Genomic DNA, 17,421 nt, shown 5'->3' on the forward strand with positions numbered 1-17,421 from the left:
GCTATTTGGGTGGCCCGATCTGCAGAGGTGAGTATGCAGGCGCGAGAAACCCTGTGGTGCTTTCTGTTTTGGTTCCGGCGCAGTTGCATCGGAGGTCTTAGTAATGGGCAGAGTGCCTATCTCAATCTGAGTGTCAAAACAATAAAATTGTGGAGAATGGTGCCGTCGCGTAACTATTGAAGGTCAAAGCGCCATATTGATGACGCAAAAAAGAAGGGGCGCAAGCGCCCCTGTCTGTTTAGCCGATTGCGACCGATTTTATGTCGTCGTCGATGAAGGGGATGTATTGCTCAAAATTCTCGGCAAACATCTGCACCAATTTCTCGGCTTGCTTGTCAAAGGCTGCCTGATCGTCCCACGTACGGCGCGGGTCCAGCAGAACTTCGGGAACGCCGGGCACTGAAACGGGTACGTCAAAGCCGAAATTGGCATCCTTGCGGAATTCGGCGTCAGCCAGAGACCCTTCGAGCGCAGCTGTCAGCAGCGCGCGGGTCGCCTTGATCGGCATCCGGCTGCCCACACCATAAGCGCCGCCAGTCCAACCTGTGTTGACCAGCCAACAGGTGGCGCCGTGCTGGGCGATCTTGTCACGCAGCAGGTTGCCATAGGCCTCGGGTCGACGCGGCATGAAGGGTGCGCCAAAGCAGGTCGAGAAGGTCGGCTGCGGCTCGGTCACGCCACGCTCGGTACCTGCAACCTTTGAGGTGAAGCCAGACAGGAAGTGATACATCGCCTGCGCCGGTGTCAGACGCGCGATCGGAGGCAGGACGCCAAACGCATCGCAAGTCAGCATGATGATGTTCTTCGGGTGACCGCCCAGAGCGCTACTGGACGCGTTCGAGATATACTCGAGCGGGTAGGCACAGCGCATGTTCGCGGTCAGCGAGTCATCATCGAAATCCAATTCCTTGGTTTCGGGGTCGAAGACCATGTTCTCGATGACTGTGCCGAACTTGCTGGTTGTCGCGTAGATCTCGGGCTCGGCCTCGGCATTCAGGTTGATCGTCTTGGCGTAGCAGCCACCTTCGAAGTTGAAGGTGCCGCGATCCGACCAGCCATGTTCGTCATCGCCGATCAGCACGCGTGCTGGGTCCGCCGACAGCGTGGTCTTACCTGTGCCCGAAAGGCCAAAGAAAACCGCCGTGTCGACTGGGTTGCCCACGGCGTGGTTGGCTGAGCAATGCATCGGCATTACGCCTTTTTCCGGCAGCATGTAGTTCAACAGGGTGAAGACGGACTTTTTGTTCTCACCTGCGTACTCCGTGCCGCCGATCAGGATCAGCTTGCGGTCAAAGTTCAACGCAATCACTGTCTCGCTGCGGCAGTTGTGCTTGCTTGGGTCGGCCATGAAGCTGGGGCAGTTGATGACGGTGAAATCCGCGATGAATTCGTCCAGATCCTCACGATCAGGACGGCGCAGCAGATGGCGGATAAACAGGTTGTGCCAGGCCAGCTCGGTGACCATGCGCACATTGATTGAATAGGTAGGATCAGCTCCGCCTACGAGGTCCTGTACGAAATAGTCGCGGCCCTTCATATGCTCGAGCATATCTTCATAGAGCGTATCGAACCCCTCCGGGCTCATCGCGGCGTTGTTTTCCCACCAGATGCTGTCGGCGACGCTGTCGGTCTTGACGACGTGCTTGTCCTTGGGCGAGCGGCCGGTGAACTTACCGGTGGTGACCAAAAAGGCACCGCCGTTGCCCAGCGTGCCTTCGCCACGCTTCAGCGCCTCTTCGATTAGCGCCGGTTCCATGAAGTTATAATAGACATTGCCCAGGCCCTCGATCCCCTGATTTTCGAGGCGGAATTGCGGGTTAACCCGTCCAGATGTCATGCGTGTCTTCTCCTGTGGCGGCGCTGCGGCGTGTTTGGCCGGGTGCACCATTGGGGCAGTTTGCCGGGGAAAACCGGCCGATGAGCGGGTCTTATCATGGTCCTTTGGGGCGTGAACAGGACGGTTTGGCGCAGTTAGCGCAACCAAGTTCAGGTTTAGCGCCACCAAATATTTCCTGTCGGAAAACTGGGCAGCATTTTGCGGGCAGCAAGGCATTTTTGCCGCATAGCTGCCGCAACAATGGCACGATTCAGGGTTACGGATTGATTCGGATCAGCAAAAACGCCAACAATACCTTACAAAAAAGCGTATTATTGCGTATGTGAGCAGGAATAGGGGTAAGCCCGATGTCAAAGATTGCACTGGTGGATGACGATAGAAACATTCTGACGTCCGTATCCATGACGCTCGAAGCCGAAGGTTTCGAGGTTGAAACCTACAATGATGGACAGGCCGCGCTGGACGCGTTCAACAAGAAACTGCCGGATATGGCCGTTCTGGATATCAAAATGCCGCGTATGGACGGGATGGACCTGTTGCAGCGGCTGCGCCAGAAGACGCAAATGCCGGTGATCTTTCTGACCTCGAAAGATGACGAAATTGATGAGGTTCTGGGCCTGCGTATGGGGGCTGATGACTATGTCAAAAAGCCATTCTCTCAGCGTCTGTTGGTTGAGCGCATTCGTGCGCTGCTGCGTCGGCAAGAAGCCACCAGCGGTGATGCAACTGTTGCCGCAACCGGCGACACCAAGGTCATGGAACGCGGAGAATTGCGGATGGATCCGTTGCGCCACGCGGTCAGTTGGAAAGGCACCGATGTCTCGTTGACAGTGACCGAATTCCTGTTGTTGCAGGCACTTGCACAGCGTCCGGGCTTTGTCAAAAGCCGGGATCAGTTAATGGATGTGGCTTATGATGATCAGGTTTATGTTGATGACCGCACCATCGACAGCCATATCAAGCGTCTGCGCAAGAAAATGCGTGCGGCAGATTCTGAGTTTTCGGCAATCGAAACGCTTTATGGTATCGGGTACAGATACAACGAAGAATAGGCGCGGCCATCTACAAGGGGTAATGGGGTCCCGTGCGCGACACCGAACAAGCCAATGAAACGCGCGACGGTGATGTCGTTCTCGGGGATGACTGGGTTATCCCCCAGGACCCCGAGTCTGCGGAGTTACGAGAAAAGCGGTCCCGCAGGAACCTGTTTTCTTTGCGCGGGTCACCTTTGGCCCGCAAGATCATCACCTTCAACCTGATTGCTCTCGTGATCTTGGTCACGGGGCTACTCTATCTGGATGACTCGCGGTCCGAGCAGGTACAGCAGACCGCACGCAACTTAATGGGCGATGCGCAGCTGGTCAGCAATGTGTTCGAAACACAGTTGCGACAGGGTGTTGTGCAATCGTCGCAGGATACAAGCCAACTTGACGTTAAGGACACGCTGGCTGGTCTCAGCCTGCCTGAAGGGGGCGAGGTTTTTGTTTACGATGCCAGCGGTACGCTGATCGGCTGGACACGGGGCGCGCCGCAAGCATCGGAGCTTCCTGTACTTTTGCGGCCGGACACCGAGATGCGGACAGGCGGCACCGTCATCAGTGACGCCTTGAATGCGGTCTGGACGGGATTGTCGCGCATTTTCAACTGGTCTTCGGGCACCGAGGCTCCGACATTGGCACAACAGGTGCAGGCTATTATTCCGCAAGCGTTGATGGGCCAGAGTCAGGTTCAGGCTGTGCAGGATGATGCCGGAGATACGGTGATCGTGGCCGCCGCTCCGATCCTGTATGAAGGCGTTCCAGCAGGTGCCGTGGCAATGTCCGGTCCTGCGGGTGAGATCGATGCGCTTGCAAGGCGTGAGCAGGAACGTATCCTTCAGATGTTTGTTGTTGCGCTGCTTGTCTCGATCGGCCTTAGCCTGGTTCTGGCCTCGACTATTGCCAACCCGCTGGCAGATCTCGCCTCGGCGGCCGAAATGGGGAAGGACAGGGGCACAGGTGTCAATCCGGGGCGCATTCGCATTCCGGACCTCAGCGCCCGACCGGATGAAATTGGCAGGTTGAGCCGCGCGCTGCGGGGTATGGTGACTGCGCTGTACAATCGGATTGATGCGAATGAACAATTCGCTGCCGATGTCGCGCATGAAATCAAGAATCCGCTTGCCAGCCTGCAATCCGCCGTCGGAACCCTGCGTATGGTCAAACGCGATGATCAGCGCGAGAAGCTTCTGGGTGTGATTGAACATGACGTGAAGCGGCTGGATCGTTTGGTCAGCGACATCTCGAACGCGTCGCGTCTGGATGCGGAACTGGTCAAAGAGGAAGAACAGCCTTTCGATCTGCTTAAACTGCTTGGCAATATCGGGCAGTTTTTGGGTGAGGACGCCCGTGCGCAGGGTATCGATTATATCACTGATCTGCCTGCCGATCCGATTGTCGTGAACGGGCTAGAGGCGCGCTTGGCACAGGTGTTCGTTAACCTCATAACCAACGCGATTTCGTTCTGCGAGGAAAGCGACGCCATCCGCGTCTGGGTGCGCCAGCGCGACAATCGAGTGTTGGTTGTAGTCGAAGATACTGGCCCCGGGATCCCGGAGCAGGCCCTGACAAAGATCTTCAAACGGTTCTACTCGCAGCGTCCGGTCGAGCATTTTGGTAACAATTCCGGCCTTGGTCTTGCGATCTCAAAGCAGATTGTCGAGGCACATGGCGGCGTGATCTGGGCTGAAAACATCCGCCCGACCGAGGCGGATGTCACCTCGGACCCGCTAGGCGCGCGTTTTGTCGTCGGGCTGCCTGTCTGATCCAATGAAAATCCCATCCCTGAAAGATGCGGCAGACCGGGACAGCGCCCGCGTTCATGCCAGCTGTGTCACTGTCGCTGATAGGGGGCTATTGATCGTAGGGGCCTCAGGTTCGGGTAAATCCTCTTTAGCTTTGCAAATGATGGCGCTGGGCGCGCAGTTGGTGGGAGATGATCAGGTCGATCTTGGGATGGCACGAGATTGCATCATGGCCTCACCCGTGCCCGAGATTGCCGGTTTGATCGAAGCCCGCGGAATCGGTTTGCTGGGGGCACAGAATACGCCGTCTGTTGCGCTGCATTTCGTAGTGGATCTGGACCAGCAAGAGACAGCGCGCCTGCCTGATCCGATCACGATCCCGCTGCTTAGGGGCACCGTGCCCTTGCTTCGGGGCGCTGCTGTGCCCAATTTGGCACCAGCCCTGCTGCAACTTCTTAGATTCGGACGCGTAGACCCGGAATGGCCGAACACATGACACCGCAAAAGCGAACCGTTCTGGTCACAGGGCCGTCGGGTGCAGGTCGCTCGACAGCGATCCATGTGCTGGAAGACTTGGGCTTTGAGGCTATCGATAACCTGCCCATGGGGCTTCTGGCGCGTTTAATGGACGGAGCAGAAGCTGACCGACCCATGGCTCTTGGTATCGACGCGCGCAACCGGGATTTTTCGACCATCGGTTTTATCGAACTAGCCGAGAAGCTGGGCCGCATGCCCCAGGTGGATTTGACAGTTCTCTATCTGGATTGCAGCGATGATGTGTTGCTGAGGCGCTTTTCCGAAACCCGCAGGCGCCATCCAGTTGCTCAGGATGCAGGCCCAGAAACCGGCGTTCGTCGTGAAAAAGAGCTGTTGGCGCCCATTCGAGAGATCGCTGATACTCTGATCGATACCAGCGGCCTAAACGTGCACCAGTTGCGCGAAGAGGTTGAGCGCTGGTTCGCCCCCAAAGACGGTCGACATCTGGCGGTTTCGATTGAATCGTTCTCCTACAAGCGCGGTTTGCCGCGTGGATTGGATATGGTCTTCGACTGCCGGTTTCTGGCAAACCCCTATTGGCGACCCGAATTGCGGTCGGCAGATGGTCGAAACCCGGATGTCGCGCACTATGTCCAATCGGATATGAACTATGCGTCGTTTTTTGACCGGACCACCGATCTGCTAAATTTGCTGCTGCCGGCGTTTCGCGCCGAGGGTAAGGCGCACCTGTCGGTAGCGTTTGGCTGCACCGGCGGGCAACACAGATCGGTGGCAATGGCTGAAGCGGTTGCAAAGGCCCTTGCAGAACAGGGCCAGCAGGTGGCAATTAGACACCGCGAAATGGAACGACGCGCGTTGAATGTGAGGCCGGATTGATCGGGATTGTAATCGTAGCGCATGGCGGCTTGGCTCAGGAATATCTGGCCGCTATGCAGCATGTGGTGGGGGCGCAACCTGGTTTGGCAGCGATCGCGATCGAAGCCGATCATGACCGCGAAGAGAAACAAGCCGAAATCTGCCGTGCAGCGAACGAGGTTGATCTGGGTGACGGCGTTGTCATCGTCACCGATTTGTTCGGCGGTAGCCCCTCGAATCTCAGCCTCAAAGCCTGCGCGCCCCAGGATCGCCGGATCCTCTATGGCGCGAACCTACCCATGCTGATCAAATTGGCCAAAAGCCGCCACCTGCCGGTTGCCGACGCAGTACGTCAGGCGATGGAGGCTGGACGGAAATACATCAATGCGCAAAATGTGACATTGGACTAAGACCGGACAGATTGAAATGACCAACCGAAGCTTGAAAATCATTAACGAAAAAGGCCTTCATGCCCGTGCCTCCGCCAAACTGGTCGAGGTTGTCGAGGGGTTTGATGCCAATGCTGAAGTCTCCAAGGATGGCCTTTCTGCCTCCGGCGACAGCATCATGGGTCTTTTGATGTTGGCAGCCTCACGCGGAACGACTATTGACGTTCAGACCTCGGGACCGGATGCTGAGGCATTGGCAGAAGCCTTGGAAGCGCTTGTGAATGACAAGTTCGGAGAAGGGTTCTAAGCCGCCCCACCGGAACAGGAACTACGGGAAGACCAGGAATTGGCGGAAACAACGCACGAGACCAAGACAGGCCCGATTGTAAACGGGGCCGAGGATCAGGGCGAGATTTACGATCGTAGAACGCTCACCTATGCGAACTCGTTCGACGATGCCTGGACCGCAACCGCTATTCGCGCCATCGAATGGTGCACCGGCAAGCTGACCATTCTGAGGATGGTCAACAAGTTCGAAAAGAAGAACGAGCTGTATCGTGGCCAACGGTTCTGGAGCGGCGCGCTCAAGACCATGGGCATTACCCTTACAACGCCCGAAGAACAGATCGCGCGTATTCCAAAAACCGGCCCTGTTGTCGTTGTTGCCAATCACCCGCATGGCATGGTGGATGGTATGATCTTTGCAGAATTGATCGGGCGCGTCCGCAGTGATTACCGCATCCTGACACGTTCGGTTCTAACCGGTCTGGATGAGGCCGCCACGTCGTTCATGATCCCGGTGCCCTTCCCACATGACCCCGAAGCGCAGGCAAAAATGCTGGAAATGCGCAGTAAGGCGATGGATCACCTCAAGGATGGTGGCGTTGTCGCGCTGTTCCCCTCTGGGGTGGTGATGTCCTCAGACGATTGGTTCGGTCCGGCGATTGAACGCGAGTGGAACGTTTTCACCGCCAAAATGATCCGCCGCTCGGGCGCAACGGTTGTTCCGATCTATTTCCCGGGTCGTAACTCACGTGCCTATCAGATTGCCAATAAACTGTCGCCGATCCTACGCCAGGGATTGTTGCTGCATGAGATCGTCCGCTCTTGCAATAAACCGCAATCTCCGGTCATCGGAGAGCCGATCTCTGACGAGGATATGCAGCTTCTGGAACGTGATCCGCGCGGGTTCATGGCGTGGCTCAGAGATCGCACCATGTCCTTGGGCACATCAGACAGGTCCTGATCTACTCTTCATCTGGCCAGAAATATCCCGGGGGTGAGCCCGGATACCATCCGGGCGAGGGGGCTGGCCCCCTCAGCGCGTGGGCACGGGAACCTCACCGCGATAGTCATAAAAGCCACGATCCGTTTTGCGACCCAACCATCCGGCTTCAACATATTTGGTTAGCAACGGGCAGGGGCGGTATTTTGTATCCGCCAATCCGTCATGCAGCACATTCATGATCGCTAAGCAGGTATCCAGCCCAATGAAATCCGCCAGTTCCAATGGCCCCATCGGATGGTTTGCGCCAAGCTTCATGGATTGATCGATGGACTGAACGTTCCCTACGCCTTCATAAAGCGTGTACACGGCTTCATTGATCATCGGCATCAGGATGCGGTTCACGATGAAGGCTGGGAAATCTTCGGCACTCGCGGCGGTTTTGCCCAGACGGTCCACCACTGCTTTACACGCAGCATAGGTTGGCTCATCGGTCGCGATGCCTCTGATCAATTCGACCAGTTGCATCACGGGAACCGGATTCATGAAGTGAAATCCCATGAACCGCTCTGGCCGATCTGTCCGGCTGGCCAGTCGTGTGATTGAGATCGACGAGGTGTTCGACGTGAGAATCGTATGTGGCAGAAGATGCGGTTGCAGGTCTTCGAAAATCGCCTGTTTGATCGTCTCGCGCTCGGTTGCGGCCTCAATGACCAGATCAGTCTGGCCCAGTCGTGGCAGTTCCAGCGTTGTTGTGATCCGCTGCAACGCAGCCTGCATTACCTCGTCGCTGATCTTCCCGCGCGAGGCTTGACGCGCGAGATTGCCTTGGATCGTATTGATCGCCCGGTCAAGCGCCTCCTGGCTGACGTCGTTCAGCAGAACATCATAATCCGCCAAGGCCAGCACATGAGCGATACCGTTGCCCATCTGACCTGCGCCAATAACTCCGACCGATTTTACATCCATGTTCTGCTGCCTTTGCCCTGCGCGTTATGGGCGACAGTATCGGCAGTTCGGGGCGGGCGGCAAGGGGCAGGTATGGCCGCAATTCGCTTCAAATGCGCATATTAGGAAAATCTCAACATCTGGGGCGTCAAGATGGCAGTTGGGTGAAAAATGGGTGAGTGAGATGAGCTATCATCAGGCAGGCTCCGGCGTGGCCGGGGGCGAACTATGTCAGTATTCTGGGTCGAAACTGTGGTTTCGCGGGCCTGCCAATGCGCTGGATGGTCCCTATGTGGCTTGTGTCGGCATGGATGAAACCTTTGGGCGATTTGTCGAGCACCCGTATCCTGCTGTTCTTCAAGACAAGTTGCGACAGACATGCGTCAACCTGGGCAGCCTGTTTTCAGGTGTTGATGCCATTCTTGGCGACGACGGTTTGCTGGAGCTGATCAATGGCAGCCAGATGTGTATTCTGCAACTGCCAGAGGTTCATGGTCAATCGAATCGATTCTATCGCGTGCACCCTCGCCGCAACGACCGCTTCCTTGCTCCTACGCCCGACCTTCTGGCATTGTATCCCGAGATTGACTTTGCCGAGATCAATTTTGTGCGCCATTTGCTGACCCGGCTTCAGGCCAATCAGGATGCCCGCTTTGAGATGGTCGCCCAGGAGCTGCAAGAAGGCTGGGTGAAGGCGATGAAAACCTTGCTGCTAAACATCGAAAATCCGGTTCTTCTGCTGCACCTCACGGTGAGTCGGGTGCAGCTTGTCGAGGATACCCTGATACAGATCAGCGATGCGATGCTGGGTCAACTCAGACAGTTTGCTGCGAAAGTGGCCAAAGCCGAGGTTGCCGTATCAGGTGCGTCTGAGATGCTTGAGGATGTGCTGTTTGGCACGTTGCAGCAGCCAATGGCCGAACACATGATCGGCCCCGCCGCGCATCGTGCCATTGCGGATGCTATCTTGCCTAACCTCAGAGATCTGAACGACTAAGGCCCGCCTGTTGGCGGGCCTTTCGACAGGCTTCAGCAAAAACCTGGTCTGTCAGATCAGCCGAGTTTCTCGGTCAGTTCCGGCACGGCCTGGAACAGGTCGGCGACCAGTCCGAAGTCGGCGACCTGGAAGATCGGCGCTTCTTCGTCCTTGTTGATCGCAACGATGACCTTCGAGTCTTTCATACCAGCAAGGTGCTGGATCGCGCCCGAGATGCCGACAGCTACATACAGATCGGGGGCAACAACCTTACCGGTCTGACCCACCTGCCAGTCGTTCGGAGCATAGCCCGAGTCCACGGCGGCGCGGGATGCGCCAACAGCAGCGCCCAGCTTGTCGGCCAGGGTTTCGATCAATTTGAAGTCTTCTTCCGAGCCGACACCACGGCCGCCCGAGACAACAACGCCAGCCGACGTCAGTTCAGGGCGATCGCTTGCTGCAACCTTGTCTTCAACCCACGAGGACAGACCTTCAGAACCCGGAACCGAAATGGTCTCAACCGAGGCTGAGCCGCCTTCGCCTGCTGCGTCGAAGCTTGCAGTCCGCAGAGTGACGACTTTCTTAGCGTCGTTCGACTTGACGGTCTGGATCGCGTTGCCCGCATAGATGGGTCGTTCGAAGGTCGAGCCGTCAACCACGCCCGACGCATCCGAGATCACCATCACGTCCAAAAGGGCTGCCACGCGCGGCATGACGTTTTTGGCGTCGGTGGTCGCAGGGGCAACGATGTGCTCATAGCCATCGGCCAGCGACACGATCAGAGCCGCGGTCGATTCCGCCAGGCGGTGACCCAGCGAGTCGTCTTCGGCGACCAGAACCTTGGACACGCCGTCGATCTTGGCGGCGGCCTCACCAGCAGCGGCGGCAGACCCGCCAGCGGCCAGAACGGTCACGTCACCCAGCGCTTTCGCCGCGTTGACGGCCTTGGCGGTAGCGTCCATCGACAGCTCACCATTGTTGACTTCTGCCAGAAGAAGAACAGCCATTATACAGCCCCCGCTTCTTTGAGTTTCTCGACCAGCTCGTCGACCGAGCCTACGACGATACCAGCGGCACGTGCCGGCGGCTCTTCGGTTTTGACGATTTCCAGACGCGGGGTGACGTCGACACCGTAATCGGCGGCAGTTTTCTCATCCAGCGGCTTTTTCTTCGCCTTCATGATGTTGGGCAGCGACGCATAGCGCGGCTCGTTCAGGCGCAGGTCAACGGTTACGATGGTCGGCATCTTGACGTTGATGGTCTGCAGACCACCGTCAACCTCACGGGTGATCTTGGCGCTGTCGCCTTCGATGTCCACTTCCGACGCAAAGGTGCCTTGGCTCCAGCCCAGCAGGGCCGACAGCATCTGACCGGTGGCGTTCATGTCGTTGTCGATCGCCTGCTTGCCCGCCAGAACCAGACCGGGCTGCTCTTCCTCGACCACTTTGGCCAGGATCTTGGCAACCGCCAGAGGCTCGATATCGGTGTGCACATCATCTGCGGCCACAACCAGAATGGCGCGGTCGGCACCCATGGCCAGCGCGGTGCGCAGGGTTTCCTGCGCCTGCTTGACGCCGATCGAAACGGCGACGACTTCGTCAGCCTTGCCTGCTTCTTTCAGGCGGATCGCCTCTTCCACGGCGATCTCGTCGAACGGGTTCATCGACATTTTGACATTGGCGAGATCAACACCGCTACCGTCCGCTTTGACGCGGACCTTCACATTATAGTCAATCACGCGCTTGACAGGCACGAGTACCTTCATTTTGCGCTTTCTCCTCACAAAAACGGCAAGCCGCAATGCGACTCCACCAATGCTCTCGGACGACTGAATAACGTCTCATGTCTTGCGACAACAGGGCAAAATCGTCACGTCATAAGCTTGGGACGTCGCGTTTTGAATTTTTTGACGCCACGGCGCGAAACTTTGTTGCGGATAGAAGCAGTTGGTTTGCAGGCGCGCAAGTCAGCGGTTCGCGCCCGGAATCCACAAGACGTCGTCTTTGCCGTCGTTGTTGGCGCAGCGTGCCGCCACAAAAAACCAGTCGCTGAGACGGTTGAGGTATTTGACGGCGACCTCGTTCACCGGTTCCATATTTGTCAGCTCAACGGCAAGGCGTTCGGCCCGACGGGACACGGTGCGGCAGACGTGCAGATGGGCCGCCAGACGGGATCCACCCGGCAGGATGAAACTGCGCAACGGTTCAAGGTCGGCGTTCATCGCATCAATCTCGGCCTCAAGACGATCGATCTGGGCAGGGGCGATGCGCAGTGGCGGATAGTCTGCCTCGGCATCTTTTTCCATGTCGGGGCGGCAGAAATCGGCCCCCAGATCGAACAGATCATTCTGAATGCGGGCGAGGGCCGCGTCGGTTTCACCACCGGCCTCTGTGCGTGCCACGCCCACGAAGGAGTTCAATTCATCCACGGTGCCATAAGCGGCCACCCGGCCAGAGTATTTGGCAACCCGCTCACCATTGCCGAGGGCGGTTTTCCCGTCATCTCCGGTTCGTGTGTAGATTTTGTTTAGTACAACCATTTAAGATGCCCCCTGTCCTTTGAGGTAGACGTAGAGCAGGATCAGCAATACGGCAATGAACTGAAACAGGATGCGCAGCCGCATCATCTTGTTGCTTTTCTTCGCGGCCGCCATGCCGCCTTTGCCGAAGTTGGAAATGCCGATCGCCAATACGACCACCACTGACGCCATGGCCAGAAGCAAAACGACCATTAGAAGGTCCATAAGGGTTCACCGTCTGCGTTTTTTTGTTTCGTTTGGACTGATCTAGCTCCGATACCCGAAAAAGCGAACCGGTAATTTCGTCTCAGATGTCGGACAGAATGCGGTCAATCGCCCTTGTGGGCAATATCCGGCGCAGATAGCCGGCGATATAGGTCGGCGTGGTGACATAGTAGCGGGCTTTGGGTCTGCGCGCTTCGACCGCATGGACCAGCTTGGCCGTGACCGCCGAAGCAGGCAGTTCAAACTTGTCGGGCCCCGAGCTTTCATACAATCGCTTCAGCAGTGAGTTTTCGTATTTCGCTCGTAGGGCCGAGTTTTCCCAATCAATGAACCGTTCGAATAACGGGATGGCCTTTTCACGCAGTTTTGACGTGATCGGGCCTGGTTCGATGAGGATCACGCGGATGTTTGTGTCCTTCAATTCAAGACGCATCGTGTCGCTGAGCCCTTCGATGGCGTATTTCGTCGCCACATATGCCCCCCGCCATGGGAATGCCACCAGACCAAGTACAGAAGAACATTGAACAATTCGCCCATGCCCTTGGTCTCGCATGACAGGAATGACCTGCCGCGTCAGTTCGTGCCAACCAAAGAAATTGGCTTCGAAGATGTGACGCAACCCGTCTGTGGGTACATCTTCGACCGCGCCGGGCAGGCCATGGGCGCCGTTGTTGAATAAGGCGTCCAACGTGCCGCCGGTGGCCTGTAAAACCTCGGTCAACCCGGCCTTGATACTGTCTGCATCCGCATAGTCGATTCGCGGGCTTTCAAAGCCTTGGGCGCGCAACCGATCACAATCACGCTGCTGTCGGCACGAGGCAAACACCCGCCATCCTTGTGCTCGCATACCGTGTGCCGCATCAAGCCCGATACCCGAAGAACAACCTGTGATGAGAATCGATTTTTGCATGAGTGTCCCGCACCAGAATGTGCTCAATAGCTACGATCAGCATTGGGGCAGGACAATGACGCTAAACAATCAGTTTGATGTTTTTCGGACAAGCGATGTTGAAATCCATCCGACCTGTTGCCCGGGCAACACGCGCAGGCGCAACCAGCCGGTGCCCGAGTCGCTCAGAACTTCGACCTGCTGGCCGATCCGGGCTTTGCCGATGATCGGATAGATCGTACCGGGTCCATCGCGCATGTTCACGCGCGTGCCTGAAATCTCGCGGATGTCCTTTTCTGGTTCGGGCAAAGCGGGCACGCCTACTATCTCGGGATCGGCGTCTGTGACCACCTGTCGAAGTGAGGCAACACCGTCTTCAAGCGATGCCAGCGCAAGCGACACCGTTTGATCTTCGAACAAAGAGGGGTTCGCCTGCAGGCCAGCGGCCACCTGTGCAAGCATGGCCTTGGTTTCTTCTTCGGTCAGGGCTGGCTCAGGCTCTGCAAGCGGCTCAAGCGTTTGTGCAGGACGATCCGAGGGGGTCGGTTCAAAGCTGACCTGTGTCACAAGCTCTTCCACCGCGGCTGAGGCCACGGGCTTAGAGGCGGGCTTGAAAGCTTCGGCCATACGTTGCGGATTATCCGCGCGCAGGCCGCGTGGTTCAAAATCCGGACCTCCGCTCATCACGTAAAAGGTCCAGCCGAGTGCGGCAAATGTAATAAGAATAAGGCGCGTCATGGCGCATCCCCCAAAATCAATCGTTACAACAACAAAAAGGCAGCATTCATTTATTGTCGGAATGGTACCATATTTTGATGGCTGAGTCGAAAATCGGGGGAAAACACAGGCTTGCCTCCCCCTGTTGCAAAAAGCACGACTTGTCCCCAGCAAAATGGACCATGCTTGCTTTACCCAGCCGCGCTTGCGTCGTATCACATCATCTATGAATGACACGATCGACGACCCCAATATGGAGGCCCCTGAAGGTGGGGGCGAGGTAGCCGAACCGCTGCGCCGCGCAATTGGTGAGCGCTATCTGACCTATGCGCTGTCCACCATCATGCACCGCGCCCTGCCGGATGCACGGGACGGGCTGAAGCCGGTTCACCGGCGAATCCTCTATGCGATGAGAGAGCTGCGACTCAGTGCAACCGGAGGTTTTAGGAAGTCGGCCAAGATTTCCGGCGACGTGATGGGGAACTATCACCCGCATGGGGACGCTGCGATCTATGACGCGATGGCGCGTCTGGCGCAGGACTTCAACGTCCGCTACCCGCTGGTCGACGGACAGGGGAATTTCGGCAATATCGACGGTGATAACCCAGCGGCCTCGCGATACACCGAGGCGCGGATGACCATCGTGGCCGAGGCGCTGCTTGAGGGTCTGAACGAAGACGCCGTTGATTTCCGCGACAACTACGATGGCACGCTGACCGAGCCGGTCGTGCTGCCAGCGCAGTTCCCCAACCTGCTGGCCAACGGTGCCAGCGGTATCGCGGTGGGGATGGCGACGAATATCCCGCCGCATAATATCTCGGAACTCTGCGATGCTTGCCTGCACCTGATTAAAACGCCGGATGCGCGTGACGATACGCTGTTGAACTATGTGCCCGGCCCGGATTTCCCGACTGGCGGCGTGATTGTCGAGCCGCCCGAGAATATCGCGCAAGCCTATCGCACCGGGCGCGGATCTTTCCGGCTGCGCTGTAAATTCGAGGTCGAGGATCTGGGCCGCGGCCAATGGCAGATCGTGGTCACCGAGATTCCCTATCAGGTTCAGAAATCCAAGCTGATCGAAAAGATCGCTGAGCTGATTCAGACCAAGAAAATCCCAATCCTCGCCGATGTGCGCGACGAATCCGCCGACGACATCCGTCTGATCCTCGAGCCGCGTTCCAAAAACGTGGACCCCGAGGTGCTGATGGGGATGCTCTATCGCAACTCGGACCTTGAGGTGCGGTTCAGCCTGAACATGAACGTGCTGATCGACGGGGTGACGCCCAAGGTCTGTTCGATGAAGGAAGTGTTGCGCGCCTTCCTCGATCACCGGCAAGAGGTCCTGATCCGCCGCTCGCGCCACCGCATGGCGAAGATCGACCACCGGTTGGAGGTATTGGAGGGCTTTATCGTCGCCTTCCTCAACCTCGACCGTGTGATCGACATCATTCGATACGACAACGACCCCAAGGCCGCGCTGATGCGCGAGGACTGGGGCAAAGACCATGTTCGCGCGACCGACGAATCCGACTATGTCTCACCCAAACCGGGCGAGGGCGAACTGTCCGAGGTTCAGGTTGACGCGATCCTCAACATGCGGCTGCGCAGCTTGCGCCGCCTGGAAGAGATGGAACTGGTCCGCGAACGCGACGACCTGATGCTGGAACGCGCCAATCTCGAAGACCTGCTGGCCGATCCCGCCTTGCAATGGGCCAAGATTGCCGAGCAGTTGAAAGAGACCAAGAAGACCTTCGGCAAAGACTATGAAGGTGGCGCGCGCCGGACGCAGTTTGCCGAGGCAGGGCAGGTCGAGGAAGTGCCGCTTGAGGCGATGATCGACAAGGAACCGATCACGGTTGTTTGCTCTCAGATGGGCTGGATTCGCGCAATGACCGGACATATCGATCTGGCACGCGAATTGAAGTTCAAAGACGGCGACGGCCCCCGGTTCATCTTCCACGCAGAGACCACCGATCGGCTGCTGGTGTTTGCGTCAAACGGGCGGTTTTACACGGTCAGCGCCGCCAACCTGCCGGGCGGGCGTGGCATGGGCGAACCGCTGCGTTTGATGGTCGACCTGCCGAACGAGGCTCAGATCATCGACATCCTGATCCACAAACCGGGTCGAAAGCTGCTGGTGGCCTCCGACGCAGGCAACGGATTCATGGTGCCCGAGGATGACGTGCTGGCCCAGACCCGAAACGGTAAACAGGTGCTCAACGTCAAGGATGACGAAACGGCGATGATCTGTAAGCCGGTCGCAGGCGACCATGTGGCGGTCGTATCTCAGAACGGTAAGTTCCTAGTCTTCCCGACCGAAGACCTGCCCGAGATGACACGCGGCAAAGGTGTGCGTCTGCAGAAATACAATATGGCGCGCGGGCGGCAGGGGACGCTGGAACTGGATGGCGGCCTGTCTGACATCACCACCTTCAACTGGGAGGAAGGCCTCAAATGGTCGATGGGTGGCGATAAGACACGGCACGAGGCGGATATGTCTCAGTGGCTGGCCAAACGCGCCAGTGTTGGGAAAAAGCCCCCCTATGGTTTCCCACGCGACTATAAATTCTCGTGATCAAAGGGCTTGCGCGGGTGAAATTCTGCTGATGCGACTTGGCATGGCCTGTGTTGGTGCGCTAAATCAAAAGAAAAACGGGCCTATCGAGACGAGACATGTTGCGCATTCTGACACTGATCACCGGATTGGCCCTGATGGGCGCCTGCACGCAGACACAGGTTTACGAAGAACCCGAGTCACTGGGTGAATTCAAGCTACGTGTAAACTACGCGTTTGCCGAAAAAGCGAAACAGGGTCCGGTTTCGCGCGATGCAACCCCAAAAGAATGGGAAGACGCGATCCAGAACGCGGTTGATATCCGTCTGGGGCGCTACCAAGGCGCGCAGGAATATGACATCGGCATCAGCCTCGAAGGCTATATGCTGGCTCCTCCCGGAGTTCCCGTTATCTATAATCCCAAAAGCACCGCGATTGTTTTGGTAAACGTTTATGACGTGAAAAAGAAAGAGTTTCTGGCCAAGGCCAAACAGTTCCAAGTGCTGGAAGATACGACTGGGGAAAGCGCCTTTGCCGGTTCGGGGCGCACCCGAACCAAAGAAGAGCAAATGAGTGGTTTGGCCCTCAAAGTTGCTGACCGCGTCGAAGAATGGCTGGCCGAAGAGCACAATGACAATGGCTGGTTCGACAAGCGACCAGACCTGATCCAACCGCTCGATTCTACCGAACTGGTGCAAAATCCGGCCTGAGCTCGGCTTTTCCCCAAGGATGTGCTTGATTTTCCCCCCTGAACCAAATATCTCGCGCGCGCAGATGTAACCACGGGACCAAGGGTCCCCCAAAATGCAAAAGGGCGCCTGAGGAATGGCAAAGGAAAAGTTTGAGCGTACAAAACCGCACGTCAACATCGGCACGATTGGCCACGTTGACCACGGCAAGACCACGCTGACCGCAGCAATCACCAAGTATTTCGGTGACTTCAAAGCGTATGACCAGATTGACGGTGCGCCGGAAGAGAAAGCGCGCGGCATCACCATCTCGACCGCC

General features: G+C 57.2%; 20 protein-coding genes. 12 read left to right on the plus strand and 8 right to left on the minus strand.

Annotated elements, in window-relative coordinates:
- Window positions 1–238 precede the first annotated feature (238 nt).
- Window positions 239–1,837 carry a phosphoenolpyruvate carboxykinase gene (locus ACR0JX_RS17215; RefSeq protein WP_480545012.1) on the minus strand — a complete coding sequence of 533 codons (1,599 nt, stop codon included), beginning with the start codon at window positions 1,835–1,837 and terminating at the stop codon, window positions 239–241.
- Window positions 1,838–1,839: 2 nt separating this feature from the next.
- Between ACR0JX_RS17215 and ACR0JX_RS17220 the strand changes: the two genes are divergently transcribed.
- Genes ACR0JX_RS17220 through ACR0JX_RS17255 form a run of 8 tightly spaced genes read left to right on the plus strand, consistent with a single transcriptional unit; the run spans window position 1,840 to window position 7,607 of the window.
- On the plus strand, window positions 1,840–2,163 hold the full coding sequence (locus ACR0JX_RS17220; RefSeq protein WP_480545013.1) for a hypothetical protein: 324 nt from the start codon (window positions 1,840–1,842) through the stop codon (window positions 2,161–2,163).
- Window positions 2,164–2,184: 21 nt separating this feature from the next.
- Window positions 2,185–2,889, plus strand: coding sequence for a response regulator (locus ACR0JX_RS17225; RefSeq protein ID WP_170531319.1), 705 nt, complete (start codon window positions 2,185–2,187; stop codon window positions 2,887–2,889).
- A 32-nt stretch (window positions 2,890–2,921) separates the two neighbouring features.
- Window positions 2,922–4,640 carry an ATP-binding protein gene (locus tag ACR0JX_RS17230; protein ID WP_480545014.1) on the plus strand — a complete coding sequence of 573 codons (1,719 nt, stop codon included), beginning with the start codon at window positions 2,922–2,924 and terminating at the stop codon, window positions 4,638–4,640.
- Window positions 4,641–4,644: 4 nt separating this feature from the next.
- Entirely contained in the window at window positions 4,645–5,115 is a 471-nt protein-coding gene (locus ACR0JX_RS17235) for an HPr kinase/phosphorylase (RefSeq protein WP_480545015.1), read from the plus strand.
- Window positions 5,112–5,993 carry an RNase adapter RapZ gene (gene rapZ / locus ACR0JX_RS17240; RefSeq protein ID WP_480545016.1) on the plus strand — a complete coding sequence of 294 codons (882 nt, stop codon included), beginning with the start codon at window positions 5,112–5,114 and terminating at the stop codon, window positions 5,991–5,993. The genes ACR0JX_RS17235 and rapZ overlap by 4 nt, the downstream gene beginning before the upstream one ends.
- Window positions 5,990–6,382 (plus strand): PTS sugar transporter subunit IIA, encoded by a 393-nt coding sequence (locus tag ACR0JX_RS17245; RefSeq protein ID WP_170531314.1) that lies wholly within the window; start codon window positions 5,990–5,992, stop codon window positions 6,380–6,382. Before rapZ ends, ACR0JX_RS17245 begins: the two co-directional genes overlap by 4 nt.
- 16 nt (window positions 6,383–6,398) lie before the next feature.
- Window positions 6,399–6,668, plus strand: coding sequence for an HPr family phosphocarrier protein (locus ACR0JX_RS17250; protein ID WP_170531313.1), 270 nt, complete (start codon window positions 6,399–6,401; stop codon window positions 6,666–6,668).
- A gap of 39 nt (window positions 6,669–6,707) precedes the next feature.
- Entirely contained in the window at window positions 6,708–7,607 is a 900-nt protein-coding gene (locus ACR0JX_RS17255) for a lysophospholipid acyltransferase family protein (RefSeq protein WP_353013402.1), read from the plus strand.
- 72 nt (window positions 7,608–7,679) lie between these two features.
- On the opposite strand, the gene ACR0JX_RS17260 is transcribed toward ACR0JX_RS17255, so the two are convergent.
- On the minus strand, window positions 7,680–8,555 hold the full coding sequence (locus ACR0JX_RS17260) for a 3-hydroxybutyryl-CoA dehydrogenase (RefSeq protein ID WP_480545017.1): 876 nt from the start codon (window positions 8,553–8,555) through the stop codon (window positions 7,680–7,682).
- Window positions 8,556–8,718: 163 nt separating this feature from the next.
- Between ACR0JX_RS17260 and ACR0JX_RS17265 the strand changes: the two genes are divergently transcribed.
- A complete protein-coding gene (locus ACR0JX_RS17265) occupies window positions 8,719–9,531 on the plus strand; it encodes a DUF6473 family protein (protein WP_480545018.1) in 813 nt (270 codons plus the stop codon).
- A gap of 56 nt (window positions 9,532–9,587) precedes the next feature.
- On the opposite strand, the gene ACR0JX_RS17270 is transcribed toward ACR0JX_RS17265, so the two are convergent.
- The 6 genes from ACR0JX_RS17270 to ACR0JX_RS17295 all read right to left on the minus strand — a co-directional run bounded on the left by ACR0JX_RS17270 (window position 9,588) and on the right by ACR0JX_RS17295 (window position 13,880).
- Window positions 9,588–10,517 (minus strand): electron transfer flavoprotein subunit alpha/FixB family protein, encoded by a 930-nt coding sequence (locus tag ACR0JX_RS17270; protein WP_480545019.1) that lies wholly within the window; start codon window positions 10,515–10,517, stop codon window positions 9,588–9,590.
- Complete coding sequence (locus tag ACR0JX_RS17275; RefSeq protein ID WP_480545020.1) at window positions 10,517–11,275, minus strand: electron transfer flavoprotein subunit beta/FixA family protein; 759 nt, start codon at window positions 11,273–11,275, stop codon at window positions 10,517–10,519. The genes ACR0JX_RS17270 and ACR0JX_RS17275 overlap by 1 nt, the downstream gene beginning before the upstream one ends.
- 201 nt (window positions 11,276–11,476) lie before the next feature.
- A complete protein-coding gene (locus tag ACR0JX_RS17280) occupies window positions 11,477–12,049 on the minus strand; it encodes a cob(I)yrinic acid a,c-diamide adenosyltransferase (protein WP_480545021.1) in 573 nt (190 codons plus the stop codon).
- Complete coding sequence (locus ACR0JX_RS17285; RefSeq protein ID WP_170531301.1) at window positions 12,050–12,253, minus strand: twin transmembrane helix small protein; 204 nt, start codon at window positions 12,251–12,253, stop codon at window positions 12,050–12,052.
- A gap of 82 nt (window positions 12,254–12,335) precedes the next feature.
- Window positions 12,336–13,163 (minus strand): SDR family NAD(P)-dependent oxidoreductase, encoded by an 828-nt coding sequence (locus ACR0JX_RS17290; protein WP_480502135.1) that lies wholly within the window; start codon window positions 13,161–13,163, stop codon window positions 12,336–12,338.
- A 69-nt stretch (window positions 13,164–13,232) separates the two neighbouring features.
- A complete protein-coding gene (locus tag ACR0JX_RS17295; RefSeq protein ID WP_480545022.1) occupies window positions 13,233–13,880 on the minus strand; it encodes an SH3 domain-containing protein in 648 nt (215 codons plus the stop codon).
- A gap of 205 nt (window positions 13,881–14,085) precedes the next feature.
- Here ACR0JX_RS17295 and parC point away from each other — a divergent pair, with 205 nt between their 5' ends.
- The 3 genes from parC to ACR0JX_RS17310 form a co-directional block, all read left to right on the plus strand.
- On the plus strand, window positions 14,086–16,434 hold the full coding sequence (parC, locus tag ACR0JX_RS17300; RefSeq protein ID WP_480545023.1) for a DNA topoisomerase IV subunit A: 2,349 nt from the start codon (window positions 14,086–14,088) through the stop codon (window positions 16,432–16,434).
- A gap of 98 nt (window positions 16,435–16,532) precedes the next feature.
- Window positions 16,533–17,123 (plus strand): hypothetical protein, encoded by a 591-nt coding sequence (locus ACR0JX_RS17305; protein ID WP_480502129.1) that lies wholly within the window; start codon window positions 16,533–16,535, stop codon window positions 17,121–17,123.
- A gap of 115 nt (window positions 17,124–17,238) precedes the next feature.
- Window positions 17,239–17,421 (plus strand): GTP-binding protein (locus ACR0JX_RS17310; protein ID WP_480545024.1); only part of this gene is annotated, 183 nt, incomplete at its 3' end.

This window comes from Ruegeria sp. AH7, from assembly GCF_056541325.1.